15 protein-coding genes are annotated in these 13,854 nt (G+C 62.1%); 10 read left to right on the top strand and 5 right to left on the bottom strand.

Going from position 1 to position 13,854, the window contains the following annotated elements; translation table 11 throughout:
- Positions 1-17: 17 nt before the first annotated feature.
- Positions 18-320: an ArsR/SmtB family transcription factor gene (locus AC07NR_RS01920; protein WP_007957866.1), complete on the bottom strand. Its 303-nt coding sequence runs from the start codon at positions 318-320 to the stop codon at positions 18-20.
- A gap of 171 nt (positions 321-491) precedes the next feature.
- Between AC07NR_RS01920 and AC07NR_RS01915 the strand changes: the two genes are divergently transcribed.
- Positions 492-1,064: an acyl carrier protein phosphodiesterase gene (locus AC07NR_RS01915; RefSeq protein ID WP_114881738.1), complete on the top strand. Its 573-nt coding sequence runs from the start codon at positions 492-494 to the stop codon at positions 1,062-1,064.
- Positions 1,065-1,078: 14 nt separating this feature from the next.
- Here AC07NR_RS01915 and AC07NR_RS01910 read toward each other — a convergent pair whose 3' ends face one another.
- Positions 1,079-1,873, bottom strand: a complete 795-nt coding sequence (locus AC07NR_RS01910) for a lysophospholipid acyltransferase family protein (protein ID WP_134825744.1) — start codon at positions 1,871-1,873, stop codon at positions 1,079-1,081.
- Positions 1,873-2,628: an L-ornithine N(alpha)-acyltransferase gene (gene olsB / locus AC07NR_RS01905; RefSeq protein WP_495077696.1), complete on the bottom strand. Its 756-nt coding sequence runs from the start codon at positions 2,626-2,628 to the stop codon at positions 1,873-1,875. The genes AC07NR_RS01910 and olsB overlap by 1 nt, the downstream gene beginning before the upstream one ends.
- A gap of 153 nt (positions 2,629-2,781) precedes the next feature.
- On the opposite strand from olsB, the gene AC07NR_RS01900 reads away from it, so the two are divergent.
- The 5 genes from AC07NR_RS01900 (at position 2,782) to AC07NR_RS01880 (ending at position 6,928) form a co-directional block, all read left to right on the top strand.
- The gene (locus AC07NR_RS01900) at positions 2,782-3,687 is read left to right on the top strand and encodes an acyl-CoA dehydrogenase middle domain-containing protein (protein ID WP_495077695.1); all 906 of its coding nucleotides are present in this window, start codon (positions 2,782-2,784) and stop codon (positions 3,685-3,687) included.
- A gap of 31 nt (positions 3,688-3,718) precedes the next feature.
- The gene (locus AC07NR_RS01895; RefSeq protein ID WP_495077694.1) at positions 3,719-4,798 is read left to right on the top strand and encodes a serine hydrolase domain-containing protein; all 1,080 of its coding nucleotides are present in this window, start codon (positions 3,719-3,721) and stop codon (positions 4,796-4,798) included.
- Positions 4,795-5,097, top strand: a complete 303-nt coding sequence (locus AC07NR_RS01890) for an amidase (protein WP_495077693.1) — start codon at positions 4,795-4,797, stop codon at positions 5,095-5,097. Before AC07NR_RS01895 ends, AC07NR_RS01890 begins: the two co-directional genes overlap by 4 nt.
- Positions 5,098-5,178: 81 nt before the next feature.
- Positions 5,179-5,769, top strand: coding sequence for a YceI family protein (locus AC07NR_RS01885; RefSeq protein ID WP_495077692.1), 591 nt, complete (start codon positions 5,179-5,181; stop codon positions 5,767-5,769).
- Between the two features lies 1 nt (position 5,770).
- Entirely contained in the window at positions 5,771-6,928 is a 1,158-nt protein-coding gene (locus tag AC07NR_RS01880; protein WP_495077691.1) for a phospholipase D-like domain-containing protein, read from the top strand.
- A gap of 133 nt (positions 6,929-7,061) precedes the next feature.
- Here AC07NR_RS01880 and bglX read toward each other — a convergent pair whose 3' ends face one another.
- Complete coding sequence (gene bglX, locus AC07NR_RS01875; RefSeq protein ID WP_248738071.1) at positions 7,062-9,353, bottom strand: beta-glucosidase BglX; 2,292 nt, start codon at positions 9,351-9,353, stop codon at positions 7,062-7,064.
- Positions 9,354-9,613: 260 nt separating this feature from the next.
- Here bglX and AC07NR_RS01870 point away from each other — a divergent pair, with 260 nt between their 5' ends.
- The 4 genes from AC07NR_RS01870 (at position 9,614) to AC07NR_RS01855 (ending at position 12,941) form a co-directional block, all read left to right on the top strand.
- Positions 9,614-10,222, top strand: a complete 609-nt coding sequence (locus AC07NR_RS01870) for a LemA family protein (RefSeq protein ID WP_085712991.1) — start codon at positions 9,614-9,616, stop codon at positions 10,220-10,222.
- Between the two features lie 13 nt (positions 10,223-10,235).
- Positions 10,236-10,988 (top strand): TPM domain-containing protein, encoded by a 753-nt coding sequence (locus tag AC07NR_RS01865; protein ID WP_495077690.1) that lies wholly within the window; start codon positions 10,236-10,238, stop codon positions 10,986-10,988.
- 28 nt (positions 10,989-11,016) lie between these two features.
- Positions 11,017-11,634 (top strand): TPM domain-containing protein, encoded by a 618-nt coding sequence (locus AC07NR_RS01860; protein ID WP_085710191.1) that lies wholly within the window; start codon positions 11,017-11,019, stop codon positions 11,632-11,634.
- A gap of 89 nt (positions 11,635-11,723) precedes the next feature.
- A complete protein-coding gene (locus tag AC07NR_RS01855) occupies positions 11,724-12,941 on the top strand; it encodes a class I SAM-dependent methyltransferase (protein ID WP_495077689.1) in 1,218 nt (405 codons plus the stop codon).
- Here the strand turns inward: AC07NR_RS01855 and AC07NR_RS01850 are convergent.
- Positions 12,931-13,845 (bottom strand): DMT family transporter, encoded by a 915-nt coding sequence (locus tag AC07NR_RS01850; protein ID WP_495077688.1) that lies wholly within the window; start codon positions 13,843-13,845, stop codon positions 12,931-12,933. The two genes, AC07NR_RS01855 and AC07NR_RS01850, sit on opposite strands and share 11 nt — an antisense overlap.
- Positions 13,846-13,854: the final 9 nt, after the last annotated feature.

Here is a 13,854-nt window from a genome sequence, read left to right as displayed (position 1 = left end):
CTGGCTGACGTTAAGGGTCAGAGCTCTTTACTGAGAGTGCTGAGGAACGCCTGGATCACGTCCTCGTTGCGTTTGAAAAAGTGCCACTGCCCGGCCTTCTGGCTGCTGATCAAGCCTGCTCGTTGCAGGGTGGCCAGGTGGGCGGAGACGGTCGATTGCGACAGGCCGCAGCGTTGGTCGATCTGTCCGGCGCAGATGCCGTACTCGTGGTTGTGGATCTGTTCCGGAAACTGGGCTTTCGGGTCTTTCAGCCAGTTGAGGATGTCTCGCCGTACTGGGTGTGCCAGGGCTTTTATTATTTCGTCGAGGTCAATGTTCATGGCTGGGTGCTCGTGATGTGTGTAGCGCTATATCGCGATGAGGCGAACTTTAAATCGGTATTTCGCGATATACCAATATGAATTCGATCTGACGACCGCATAAATCGGTATATCGGGTTATAACGATATGTGAGGTGTAAACAAACGCGGGCGCGGTGCTAAGCTGCGCCCATGAACTATCTCGCACATTTGCACCTCGGTGGCCAGCGCCCCGGTCAACTGCTCGGCAGTCTGTATGGCGATTTCGTCAAAGGACGGCTGCAAGGGCAGTTCGATCCGGAGATCGAAGCGGCGATTGCGCTGCATCGTCAGATCGATGTGTTCACCGATCGCCACCCGTTGGTCGACGCTTCACTGGCGCGGTTTTCCACGACCCGCCGCCGTTACGCCGGCATCGTCCTCGACGTGTTCTTCGACCATTGCCTGGCCCGGGACTGGACGCTGTACGCCGACCGGCCGTTGGGGCAATTCACCACGGACGTTTATCGCGTGCTCTCCAGCGAGCGGCAATTGCCCGAGCGCCTGGCGAAGATCGCCCCGCACATGGTGGCCAATGACTGGTTGGGTTCGTATCAGGAATTCGAAGTGCTGGAGCAGGTGCTGCGCGGGATTTCCCGGCGCCTGAGCAAACCTGAAGAACTGGCGGGGGCGATGCAGGAATTGCGGCGTCTGTATGAACCGCTCAGTGATGACTTTCGCTTGTTCTACCCACAACTGCAGGACTTCGCAGGCCGGCAGTTGTAGGCAGAGGATGACGATCAGGCAGCGATCAGCTCGCCTGCACGACGCGGTTCGGCCGGTTTGGCCACCTCGCCGAACAACGCTTTCTGTACCGCTTGCTGGGCTTCGTACGCCAGTGCAGCGCGTTCCCGACCCTGACAGGCAATCGGCTTGAGCAAGTGAACTTCCACATCGCCGCAATCGTTGCTGAACAGACGCATCAGGTGCGACAGCAGATCATCGTCACCAATGAACGGTGCCAGCGAATCGATTTCGCCGTCGCGCAGATAACGGATCGCCACCGGTTGCAGCATCACTTCCGAATCAATCGCCGCCGACAGCAGGCGACCATGAAAGGTACGCAGCGAGCGACCGTCGGTGGTGGTGCCTTCCGGGAACATCAGCAGCGGATGATCGGTTTGCAGGTGACGGGTCATCTGCTTGCGGATCAACTGGCTGTCGCCCGAACCGCGACGGATGAACAGGCTGCCGGCCTTCGCCGCCAGCCAGCCGGCCACCGGCCAGGTGCGCACTTCGGCCTTGGACAGAAACGACAGCGGCGTGAGCATGCCGAGCAGCGGAATGTCAGTCCACGACACATGGTTGCTGACCCACAGCATCGGCTGCTTCGGCAGTTCGCCATGGACGGTCACGCGAAAGGGCAGGGCATTGCTCAGGCGCGCCATGAAAAACCGCGACCAGCGCTGCCGGCGTTGCATCGAGTGGGCCAACCCCAGACGTTCGAAAACCCCGAAGACACTGGCCATGCTCAAGCCCAGCGTCACCACCAGCAGCACCCGCGCGATCCGCGCGTACACCCGCAGCCGGCTCATCACACGGCCGCCTTGAAGTGCTTGGCGTAGCGCGGGCAGAGTTCGTCGCGCTTGAGCAGGATGAACACGTCGGCGACCTGGAAATCCTCATCCCAGCACGGCTCGCCGCAGATCTTCGCGCCCAGGCGCATGTAGGCCTTGAGCAGCGGTGGCATTTCGGCGATCACGTTCGAAGGAATATCCAGCGTTGGCAGCGGATTCTTCGGCTCGGCGCGCAGGTGTTCGGTGGACAGATAACGTTCGCGCAGGCGCTGCATGATCGCGTGGGCCTGTACGCCGCCGTCCTGCATCGGGATGCTCGCGCAACCCATCAGGTAGCTGTAGCCGCCCTGATTGAGGACTTCGGCCAGTTCGCCCCAAAGCACGGCGATGGTGCCGCCGTTGCGGTAGGCCGGATCGACGCAGGTGCGACCGATTTCGAGGATCGGGCCTTGCAGACCGGCGAGGCCGTGCAGGCTGAATTCTTCTTCACTGTAGAACTTGCCCAGGCTGCTGGCGGCGGTGTGATCGAGCAAGCGGGTGGTCGCCACAAGGCGGCCGGTGTTCAGGTCACGCACGCCGATGTGGCTGCAGTGAACATCATAGTCATCCATGTCCAGACCCAGTTCCGCGCCTTTCAGCTTGGCGTTGAACTCGCCGCTGAACACGTTGAAACGCAAGGCCTGGGCTTGCTGCAAGGCCTCGGCGCCGATCAGGCGTTCGGCTTGCAGGCGGCGTTCATTGCCGGTGTCGCTGATGCGGGCGATCTGAGTCATTTGAATCTCCGTACGGGCCTTTAACCCGTCGTGGGTTACAGCCGATCGACTTTCTTTATGCAGCTGTGTTGTGCAAAGTCAGGCTATGTAGCCCCGGTGTCATCGCCATGAATGTTTGGTGATGCTTATATGACAGCCCACGAGGAGCCTCTGATGACCTGGTCGACCCTGCTTGAATGTCGCGAACGCCTGCCTGCCGTTGCCGATCTGGCGGAGGGTTTCGCCACGCTGCTGCATCAACTGGGCAGCGTCACGCCGTTCGTACTGGCGGTGGCGGGAGGGCGGCGGATGGCGACGCCGGGGCTGGCGTTTCTGGTGGGCTATCAGGCCGCGTTGCGCATGCTCTGGCCGAGTGCGCCGCCGAGTCTTGGCGCGTTGTGTGCGACCGAACAGCGCAGCCTGCGCCCGGCGGACATGCAGACTCGGCTGACGGACTTGCGCCTGAACGGGCAGAAGGATTTCGTCACCGCCGGCGATGCGGCGGACTGGCTGTTGATCGCCGCCCGCAGTGAGCAACCCGGCGAATCACCGCGACTGAGTCTGGCAGTGGTGTACCCCGGCGAGTCCGGCGTGCGCGTGGAAAAGCTCCCGGCGCTGCCGTTGATGCCGGACATCAGCCATGGCCGCTTGTACCTCGACGACGCTCTGTGCGAACTGCTCGCCGGGGACGGTTGGGACGCTTACGTCAAACCGTTCCGCACCCTTGAAGACGTTTACGTGTTGAGCGCAATGACCGCATGGCTGTACGGCGTCGGTCAGGACAGTGGCTGGCCGCAGCCGCTGCAATTGCGCTTGCTGGCGCTATTGGCCGGTTGCGCGGAAGTCAGTCGGCAGCCGCCGAACAATCCGGCGGGGCATGTGTTGCTCGGTGGCTTGTTTGCGCAGTTCGACGGGCTCAAAGCCGAAGTCGATCAGGCGTTGCGCGACAGTCATCCGGAGTGGGCGGCGATGTGGCAGCGTGATCAGGCACTGATGCAACTGGCAGCAGGCGCACGGGCCAAGCGTCTGGCCAAGGCGTTGGCAGCCAGCCAAAACACATCTGTCATGAACGCCGGCTAGTCTTGGCAGGTTCATTCCCAGAGCCCTCACCATGTTCAAAGGCCTGTCCCTGTTTCTGCTGCTGATCAGCTTCACGGTTCAGGCCGAGCAATGGCCGGGGGAGCAGTGGCCGACCGGTCCGAAAATCGCCGGTCCGGCCGTCGAGGCACTGGAGGCTTATGCCTTCCCGACCCGTGATGACAACACCCGTCAGGGCATCCGTACCGACGCCTTGCTGGTGATCCGCGACGGTCAGGTCATCTACGAACGCTACGCCGCCGCGACCACCGCCGACACGCCGCACTTGACCTGGTCGATCAGCAAAAGCCTGATGGCCACGGTGTTCGGCGTGGCCTACGGTGAAGGTTTGTTCAAGCTCGATGACCCGGCCGCAAAATATTATCCGGTGCTGGAAAAACACCCGGCCATCACTCTCAAGGATCTGCTGCACTGGGCCTCGGGCATCGACTGGCAGGAAGACTACGAATACGCCCCGTTGAAATCCTCGGTAGTGGCGATGCTCTACACCCGTGGCCACCGTGACATGGCCGCCTTCACCGCCCATCACGACAGCTACGCGCCAGCGGGGCAGGCGTTCCGCTATTCCAGCGGCGACAGCAATCTGTTGGCCGCCGCGCTGAAAACCATCGTTGGCCCGCAGCGTTATCCGGACTATCCGTGGACAGCGCTTTTTGATCCCTTGGGCATCCGCCACGCCACCTGGGAAACCGATGCCACGGGCACCTTCGTTGCCTCTTCCTACGCTTATTTGACCGCCCGGGATCTGGCGCGAATCGGCCTGCTGATGGAACGGGACGGACGCTGGAACGACCGGCAGTTGTTGCCCAAGGATTGGGTCGCGTTCAACCGCCAGCCCTTCGCCGGCTACAAGGCCCATCAGGACGAAGCCGTGCCCGGCGGCCACTGGTGGCTCAATCGCCCGGCGGACGGCGCCGCTTCGCCGTGGCCCGACGCACCGCCCGACACCTTCGCCGCCCTCGGCCATTGGGGCCAGGCGCTGTACGTGATCCCGAGCGAAAAACTGGTGATCGTGCGCTACGGCGATGATCGCGACGGCAGCTATCGCCACAACGAATTGCTCAAGCGCGTGCTCGCGGCGGTGCGGCCATGAAACTGTTCAGACGCATCCTGTTGGTGTTGCTGGTCGTGCTGCTGGGCTGGTGCTGGCACGAGCGCGAGAACCTGTGGGCCTTCCCCGACATCATCAGTGCCTACACCGCCAAGGAATACTGTTCGTGTCGCTACGTGATGAACAACGACGCCGAATACTGTCGGGGCTACGTCAAGCAGTGGCTGCCCGGCGAGCTGACCGATGACAGTGCACAAAAACTCGTCAGCGCCAGTGGCATGGGCCGTACCAACAGCGCCCAATGGCAGGGCGAACGCCATGGCTGTCGCCTCAAGCCTTGATCCGCAAAAACAACTACCGGTTTGCATCCCGGCTTCAGGCAGTTAAGGTTCGTGCAGGTTTATCGGCCCCACGAGTCTTCAATGTTCAACCGTTCTCTGTGCAACGCCTTCGCCGGCCTGCTGCTGGGCGCCGCTGCGCTGCCGGCCCAGGCCAACTGGTATCTGGACGGCGAGTCGTCGCGGCTGTCGTTCGTCAGCACGAAAAACGCCAATATTTCTGAAGTGCAGCGCTTTCTGGTGCTGCACGGCAAGGTCGATCCCGATGGCCGCGCCGAAGTCGAGGTCGAGCTGGACTCGATCAACAGCGGCATCCCGCTGCGCGACGAACGCATGCGCAAGGAACTGTTCCAGATCGAGCAATTTCCCGAGGCGACCATCACCACGCAAATCGACCTGCGCCCGATCAACGATCTGGCCCCCGGCGCGCAGCTTGAATTGCGCCTGCCGCTGACCGTCAACCTGCACGGCAAACAGCACGAATACCCCGCTGAACTGCTCGCCACTCGGCTTGATGACCGACGTTTTCAAGTGGTGACGCTGGAGCCGCTGGTGATCAACGCCGAGGATTTCGATCTGCTGCCAGGGCTGGAAAGCTTGCGCAAAATGGCCGGCCTGTCGGCCATCAGTCTGTCGGTGCCGGTGGGTGCGGTGCTGATCTTCACGGCGCGCTGACATGCGCGGCGCAGTGTTCCCGTGGCGGGATGGCAATCGCTTCGAACTGTTGATCGACGGTCCGCAATTCTTCCCGCGCATGTTGGAGGAAATCGCCAGCGCTCGTGAGCAGATCGAACTTGAGCTGTATCTGGTGGAGGCCGGCGCCTGCGCCGAAACCGTGATTCAGGCGCTGGTGCTGGCGGCCGAGCGGGGCGTGCGGGTGCGTTGCCTGTTCGATGATTACGGCAGTCTCGCGCTCACTCTGACCCTGCGTCAGCGCCTGACCCTCGCCGGGGTCGAGCTGCGTTTCTACAATCGCTTGAGCTGGCGGCGCTGGGTCGGCAATTTCTATCGCGATCACCGCAAACTGTTGCTGGTCGACCAGCGTCTGGCGGTGGTCGGCGGCACCGGGCTCACCGACGAATTCTGGCGGCCGGGCCACGACACCAGCGAATGGCACGAAGTGATGGTGCATATCACCGGCCCCCTGGTGCTCGACTGGCAGTTGCTGTTTGACCGCCAATGGATTGCCAACCGCCATCGCCGGGCCTGGAAACCCCATGCGAATTTCGGCCTGCCACGACTGCCGCGCGTACCCGACACGGGCGAGGGCATGGGCCGCGTGGCCTATGCCGATGCGCGCCAGCATCGCGACATTCTGCAATCACTGTTCCGTGCTCTGAACAGTGGCCAGAAGCGCATCTGGCTGGCCACGCCGTACTTTCTGCCAACCTGGAAAATCCGCCGCTCCCTGCGCAAGGCCGCCGCCCGTGGCCTCGACGTGCGGCTGCTGCTGACCGGGCCGCGCACCGATCACCCGTCGGTGCGTTACGCCGGGCATCGCTACTACCCGCGCCTGCTCAAGGCCGGGGTGAAGATCTTCGAATACCAGCCGTGTTTCCTGCACCTGAAAATGGTGCTGGTGGACGATTGGGTGAGCATCGGTTCGTGCAACTTCGACCACTGGAATTTGCGCTTCAATCTTGAGGCGAATCTGGAGGCACTGGATCCGTCACTGACGGCAGCGGTGGTGGCGAGTTTCGAGAAGGACTTCGGCCTGAGTCAGCAGGTGAGTCTGGAGGAATGGCAGCGCCGGCCGTTGTGGCGGCGGGTGAAGCAGCGGATCTGGGGCTGGGTGGATCGGGTGGTGGTCAATATCCTGGATAGACGCGGTTAGCAGCCGTCCCCAAAAAACAATGTGGGAGCGAGCTTGCTCGCGAAAGCGGTGTACCAGTCAGCGTTGATGTGACTGATGAACAGCATTCGCGAGCAGGCTCGCTCCCACAAAGGGTATGTGCGTTGCCTGATAGTTACAGCAACTCAAAACTCTGCTGCGTCACGTCCTGGGAGTCCAGGCCGATCTGCACGTTGAACTTGCCAGGCTCGGCCGCGTACTTGAGCTGGGCGTTGTAGAACTTCAGGTCATCTTCGCTGATGGTGAAGTGCACGACCTTCTGCTCGCCGGCCTTGAGCATGATTTTCTGGAAGTTCTTCAGTTCCTTGACCGGACGGATCATCGAACCGGTGACGTCCTGGATATACAGCTGCACCACGGTTTCGCCGTCACGCTTGCCGGTGTTTTTCACCGTGACACTGGCGTCGAGCTTGCCGGTGGCGTTCAGGGTGGTCGACGACAGCGCCATGTCGCTCAGCGCGAAATCGGTGTAGCTCAGGCCGAACCCGAACGGGAACAGCGGTCCGGTGGTGTCATCGAAATACTGCGAGGTGTAGTTGCCCGGTTTGCCCGGCGTGAACGGCCGGCCGATGCTCAGGTGGTTGTAGTAGGTCGGGATCTGGCCCACGGAACGCGGGAAGGTCACCGGCAGTTTGCCCGACGGGTTGTAGTCGCCGAACAGCACGTCGGCGATGGCGTTGCCGCCCTCGGTGCCGCTGAACCAGGTTTCCAGGATCGCGTCAGCCTGTTCTTTCTCCTGAAGGATCGTCAGCGGACGGCCGTTCATCAGCACCAGCACCAGCGGCTTGCCGGTGGCTTTCAGGGCGCGGATCAGCTCACGCTGGTTTTCCGGGATGTTCAGGTCGGTACGGCTCGACGATTCGTGGGACATGCCACGGGATTCGCCCACGGCTGCGACCACTACGTCTGCATCCTTGGCGGCTTTCACCGCTTCGTCGATCAACACGTTGGCCGGACGCGGGTCATCGACCACTTCCGGCGCATCGAAGTTGAGGAAGTTCAGGTAGTCGAGGACTTTCTTGTCGCTGGTGATGTTGGCACCACGGGCGTAGATCAGGTTCGCCTTGTCGCCGATCACGTTGCTCATGCCGTCGAACAGGGTCACCGATTGCGCCGGACGGCCGGCAGCGGCCCAGCTGCCCATCATGTCGATCGGGGCCTTGGCCAGCGGGCCGACCAGCGCGACTTTCGCGGTTTTCTTCAGCGGCAGGGTTTCGTTCTGGTTCTTCAGCAGCACCAGGCTGCGACGCGCCACTTCGCGGGCGTCGGCGCGGTGCAGACGGCTGTCGGCGTAGGTGTCCGCCGGGTCGTCTTCAGCCTTGCCGATGCGCAGGTACGGGTCCTTGAACAGGCCCATGTCGTACTTGGCAGCGAGGACTTCACGTACGGCGTTGTCGATGTCTTTCTGTTCGATCTCGCCGGACTTGAGCAGCCCCGGCAGCTCTTTGCCGTACAGGGTGTCGTTCATGCTCATGTCGATGCCGGCCTTGATCGCCAGCTTCGCCGCTTCGCGACCGTCGGCGGCGACGCCGTGCTTGATCAGTTCGAAGATCGCGCCGTGGTCGCTGACCGCCAGGCCCTTGAAGCCCCATTCCTTGCGCAACAGGTCGTTCATCAGCCAGGTGTTGGCGGTGGCCGGGATGCCGTTGATCGAGTTCAGCGCGACCATCACGCCGCCGGCGCCGGCATCGATGGCGGCACGGTACGGCGGCAGGTAGTCCTGGTACATCTTCACCGGACTCATATCGACGGTGTTGTAGTCGCGACCACCCTCGACCGCGCCGTACAGGGCGAAGTGCTTGACGCTGGCCATGATGCTGTCGGCCGCGCTCGGCGTGTCGCCCTGATAGGCCTTGACCATGACTTTGGCGATGCGCGAGGTCAGGTAGGTGTCTTCACCGAAACCTTCGGAGCTGCGGCCCCAGCGCGGGTCGCGGGAGATGTCGACCATCGGCGCGAAGGTGATGTCGAGGCTGTCGGACGCCGCCTCTTTGGCGGCGATGCGCCCGGACTGGCCGATGGCGTCCATGTCCCAGCTCGATGCCAGGGCCAGTGGAATCGGGAAAATCGTACGGTGACCGTGGATCACGTCGTACGCGAAAAACATCGGGATCTTCAGGCGGCTGCGCATGGCAGCGTCCTGCATCGGACGGTTTTCCGGGCGGGTGATCGAGTTGAACGTGCCACCGATGTTGCCGGCGGCGATCTCTTTGCGGATCAGCTCGCGGGGCATTTCCGGGCCGATGCTGATCAGGCGCAATTGGCCGATCTTCTCGTCGAGGGTCATTTGTTTCATCAGGTTACTGATGAACGCGTCCTTGTTTTCCAGGGGTACCGGGGTCGTGGCGGCCAGTACCTGATGACTGGCCAGGCTGACGAACAGGCCCAGCAAACACAGCTTCTTCATGAATAGTTTTCTCAAGGGCCTAAACGGCGTTACAACGCCGGCCAGCCAAAATTTAGGGAGCGACTATTGTTGTTCGGGTGCTGATTCAAAAAACGACAGCCGAATGTACGTCGACAGTTTCGGCGACGTGATCGCGCAGGGCCTCTTTTTAGCCCATCGGCCCGCTGCAATCCAGTAGCGCGGGCGATTATGCCCCAAGAGCCGGTCCAGAAGGTTTCACGCTTGATCTTTCATGTCATGTGCAAGGGAGCACCCGTCCGATGAATGTCAGTCCCGTCTACCGCTCGCGTTTGCAGGTCGCCACCCTGCTGGTGCTGGCCGCGTTGTTGACCGCCTGTGGCATCAACAACATTCCCACCCTGGATGAACAGGCCAAGGCCGCCTGGGGCCAGGTGCAGAACCAGTACCAGCGGCGTGCCGACCTGATTCCCAACCTGGTGGAAACCGTGAAGGGCTATGCCAAGCATGAAGAGGCCACGCTGACGGCGGTGGTCGAGGCACGGGCCAAGGCAACGTCGATCCAGGTCGATGCCAGCACCCTGGACAATCCGGAAAAGCTCAAGCAGTTCCAGCAGGCCCAGGATCAGCTGACCGGTGCCTTGAGCCGTTTGATGGTGGTGTCCGAACGTTATCCGGACCTGAAGGCCAACCAGAACTTCCTCGCCCTGCAGTCGCAACTTGAAGGCACGGAAAACCGCATCGCCGTGGCCCGCCGGGATTTCATTCTGGCGGTGCAGAAATACAACACTGAAATCCGCACATTTCCCGGTCGCCTGTGGCACAGCGTGATGTACAGCGACCTGCCGATCCGCGAGACCTTCGAGGCCACCAGCCCCGGCGCGGACAAGGCCCCGGAAGTGAAGTTCTGAGCCGGTGATGCCCATGCGTGCGTTGAAGATGGGCCTGGTGCTGATGCTGTGGCTCTTCGCCGTCAGCGCCCGGGCCGAGTTGACCTTCCCGGCGCTGACCGGGCGGGTGGTGGACGACGCGCAGATGATCGAGCCGGCGGTGCGCGCGCAGTTAAGCCAGCAGTTGCAGGCTCACGAGCAGGCGACCGGCGAGCAGCTTGTGGTCGTGACGCTGCCGAACCTGCAAGGCGCCACCATCGAGGACTACGGCGTCGAACTCGGCCGGCACTGGGGCATCGGCCAGAAGGACAAGAACAACGGCGCCTTGCTGATCGTCGCCAGGGACGAGCGCAAGTTGCGCATTGAAGTCGGCTATGGGCTGGAGGACCGGCTGACCGATGCCCAGAGTTCGGTGATCATCCATCAGGTCATCACACCGTCGTTCAAGGCCGGCAATTACAGCAAGGGCATCAGCGACGGCGTGGCGGCGATACTCGTGGTGCTGGGCGGCAATCCGCTGGACGAGCCTTCCACGGTGTACGAATCGTCCGGCGATCCTTCGGACGACTTTGTCTCGCGGCATCCGGGAATTTTCGTATTTCTGGTGATGTTGTTCATCCTGACTGTTTTTGTCTGCCAGATGCTCGGTATCCTTCCCGTCGGCCGGGGCGGCTCCGGAGGAGGGGGCGGCTTCGGTGGCGGTGGTTTTGGCGGCGGCGGTGGAGGCGGGGGCTTCAGCGGCGGCGGTGGCAGTTTCGGCGGGGGCGGTTCCTCCGGCGGCTGGTGATAACAATAATGAGCAGGCACTTCACGACATGGCATTACTGACTGAACACGAACAACGCAAGGTCGCCGAGGCCATCGCCCGGGTCGAGCGCGACACCGACGCCGAACTGGTGACGGTGCTCGCGGCCCGCGCCGATGACTACGCGTACATTCCGTTGCTGTGGGCCAGCCTGCTGGCGCTGGTGGTGCCGGGAGTCCTGCACTACCTCACCGGGTGGCTGACGATGCATAGCCTGTTGCTGGTGCAGTGGATCAGTTTTGTCGTGCTGTGCCTGGTGTTTCGTTTGCCCAAAGTCACCACTCACCTGATCCCGCGTCATGTCCGGCATTGGCGCGCTTCGAACCTCGCGCGGCGGCAGTTTCTCGAACAGAACCTGCATCACACGGTGGGCAGCACCGGCATGCTGATTTTTGTCTGCGAGGCCGAGCGCTATGTGGAGATTCTGGTGGACGAAGGGATTTCCAGACGGCTGGACGACAAGAGCTGGGACGCGATTGTCGCGGCGTTTACCGAGCAGGTGCGCCAGGGCCAGACGTTGCAGGGCTTCGTCACCTGCATCGAGGCGTGCGGCGAGTTGCTCAAGGTGCATGTGCCGGTGACGCAGGTGCGCAACGAATTGCCCAATCGCCTGGTGGTACTGGGATAAGCCGTTCGGGAAATTAGCCGTGCCCTCGAACGCCATCCCCCCTAAACTAGCGGCCATTCCCGATTTGCCCGTCCGAGGCCGTTTCCTGCATGTCTGCTACCGCCGTTTCCACCCCCGATCACCACGCCCGGTTCATCGAGCTGCTGCAAACCAGCCTCGAACAGAACGGTTTCATCAAACTGGTGCTGGCCAAGTACGTCGGCGAAGAAGCGGACCTGCAGCGGATCATCATCAAACCGGTGACGGTCAAGGCGCAGCCGTGCCTGTCCTTCGTTTATCGCTACAAGACCCGCGACATCACCAAGAACCTGCCGCTGGACGAGGCGGTGGCGATGATTGCCGAGCTGCTGCCGACGGCGTTCAAGAATGCGCATTTGCTGACATTGACCGACGAAGCCCAGCTCGAATACAGCAAAAAGGGCAAGAGCTCGCTGTTCATGAGCAAACCCCAGCAATTGCGTGAAGTGCCGTCCGCCGAGCATAACCGCGAGAAAAACCGCTTCCTCGAGTTGAGCCGTCCGTTCCTCAAGGATCTGGGCGTGACCAATGCGCAACACGAGCTGATCCCGGCGATGTCACGCAAGTGGAAGCAGATCAACAAGTTCATCGAAGTCTTCAGCCATGCGCTGACGTCGTCGCCGCTGGCCCTGGACAAACCGGTACGGGTGGCGGATTTCGGTTCGGGCAAGGGTTACCTGACGTTCGCCATTCATGACTATCTGCGCAACACCCTGAAGGCCGAGGGCGAAGTCACCGGCGTTGAATTGCGCGAAGAGATGGTCAACCTGTGCAACACCGCCGCGCAGAAACTCGAACACCCGGGGCTGGTGTTCAAGTGCGGCGACGTGCGCAGCGTGGCGCCGAGCGAATTGGAGGTGATGATTGCCCTGCATGCCTGCGACATCGCCACCGATTATGCGATCCACACCGGCATCCGTTCTGGCGCCTCGATCATCATGTGCTCGCCATGCTGCCACAAACAGATTCGCCTGCAGATCCAGAGCCCGGCGCTGCTCAAGCCGATGCTGCAATACGGTCTGCATCTGGGCCAGCAGGCGGAAATGGTCACCGACAGCCTGCGTGCGCTGTTCCTCGAAGCCTGCGGTTACGAGACCAAAGTGTTCGAGTTCATCTCGCTGGAACACACCAACAAGAACAAGATGATCCTCGCCGTGAAGCGCGCCGAGCCGGTGGACCCGGCCCAGTTGCTGGTGAAGATTCAGGAGTTGAAAGCGTTCTACCAGATCAGCGAACACTGCCTCGAAACGCTGCTGCTCGCCGATGGCCTGCTGCCGCTCAAGGCTTGAGCTGAACCCCTGCCGGTAACGTGCCCGGTTGAGCCGGGCGCACCGCGGTCTTGCGTCCGAGCATCACCGTCGCGATCACCCCGCAGGCGAACAGCCAGGTGATCGGTTCCACGTGTTCGCCGAAGAACAGTGCGGAAAACGCGATGGTGAAGAAGATCTGCAACAGCTGGATCTGACTGACCCGGGCAATGCCGCCCATCGCCAGCCCGGCGTACCAGGCGAAGAACCCCAGGAACTGAGAAAACAGCGCGACGTAGCCGAAGGCCCACCAGGTTTTCGTCGACACAGCGCCCTGATGCTGGAACGCCAGATACAGCACCGGGCCGATCAGCAACGGCGTCGACAGCACCAGCGCCCAGCAGATCACCTGCCAACCGCCCATTTCCCGTGCCAGGCGCCCGCCCTCGGCGTAACCCAGACCGCCCACCGCAATCGCCCCGAGCATCAGCAAATCACCGGCCTGAATGCTGCCGGCGCCGGTGTACAACGCATAACCCAGCACCAGCGCACTGCCCAACGCGGCGCAGGCCCAGAAGGCTTTCGACGGACGTTCATGGGACAGCCACGCGGCATAGAGCGCCACGCACAGTGGCTGCAAACCGTTGACCAGCGCGCCGTGGGACGCCGGCAAGGTCTGCATGGCCCACGCCGACAGCACCGGGAAACCGAGAATCACCCCGGCGATTACCAGGCTCAGGCCTTTGACTTGCCGCCAGGTCGGCCACTTTTCCCGTCGCCACAACAGCAGCAACGCCGCCGGAATTGCCGCGAACAACGCACGGCCCAGGCCATTGAGCAGCGGATGCAGTTCCTGCACCACGATGCGGGTGAAGGGCAAGGTAAGGCTGAAAATCACCACGCCGAGCAGGCCGAGGGCCATGCCGGTGTTTTCGCGCGAAGACATGATGGCAAC

This window comes from Pseudomonas sp. GW821-FHT09C09, from assembly GCF_059418105.1.
Note: the sequence above shows the minus strand (reverse complement) of the source record. Positions and strands in the feature narration are given on the sequence as shown.

Coding starts and splice junctions, on each gene's coding strand:
- AC07NR_RS01920 (WP_007957866.1), bottom strand. CDS start 320: ATGAACATTGACCTCGACGAAATAATAAAAGCCCTGGCACACCCAGTA.
- AC07NR_RS01915 (WP_114881738.1), top strand. CDS start 492: ATGAACTATCTCGCACATTTGCACCTCGGTGGCCAGCGCCCCGGTCAA.
- AC07NR_RS01910 (WP_134825744.1), bottom strand. CDS start 1,873: ATGAGCCGGCTGCGGGTGTACGCGCGGATCGCGCGGGTGCTGCTGGTG.
- olsB (WP_495077696.1), bottom strand. CDS start 2,628: ATGACTCAGATCGCCCGCATCAGCGACACCGGCAATGAACGCCGCCTG.
- AC07NR_RS01900 (WP_495077695.1), top strand. CDS start 2,782: ATGACCTGGTCGACCCTGCTTGAATGTCGCGAACGCCTGCCTGCCGTT.
- AC07NR_RS01895 (WP_495077694.1), top strand. CDS start 3,719: ATGTTCAAAGGCCTGTCCCTGTTTCTGCTGCTGATCAGCTTCACGGTT.
- AC07NR_RS01890 (WP_495077693.1), top strand. CDS start 4,795: ATGAAACTGTTCAGACGCATCCTGTTGGTGTTGCTGGTCGTGCTGCTG.
- AC07NR_RS01885 (WP_495077692.1), top strand. CDS start 5,179: ATGTTCAACCGTTCTCTGTGCAACGCCTTCGCCGGCCTGCTGCTGGGC.
- AC07NR_RS01880 (WP_495077691.1), top strand. CDS start 5,771: ATGCGCGGCGCAGTGTTCCCGTGGCGGGATGGCAATCGCTTCGAACTG.
- bglX (WP_248738071.1), bottom strand. CDS start 9,353: ATGAAGAAGCTGTGTTTGCTGGGCCTGTTCGTCAGCCTGGCCAGTCAT.
- AC07NR_RS01870 (WP_085712991.1), top strand. CDS start 9,614: ATGAATGTCAGTCCCGTCTACCGCTCGCGTTTGCAGGTCGCCACCCTG.
- AC07NR_RS01865 (WP_495077690.1), top strand. CDS start 10,236: ATGCGTGCGTTGAAGATGGGCCTGGTGCTGATGCTGTGGCTCTTCGCC.
- AC07NR_RS01860 (WP_085710191.1), top strand. CDS start 11,017: ATGGCATTACTGACTGAACACGAACAACGCAAGGTCGCCGAGGCCATC.
- AC07NR_RS01855 (WP_495077689.1), top strand. CDS start 11,724: ATGTCTGCTACCGCCGTTTCCACCCCCGATCACCACGCCCGGTTCATC.
- AC07NR_RS01850 (WP_495077688.1), bottom strand. CDS start 13,845: ATGTCTTCGCGCGAAAACACCGGCATGGCCCTCGGCCTGCTCGGCGTG.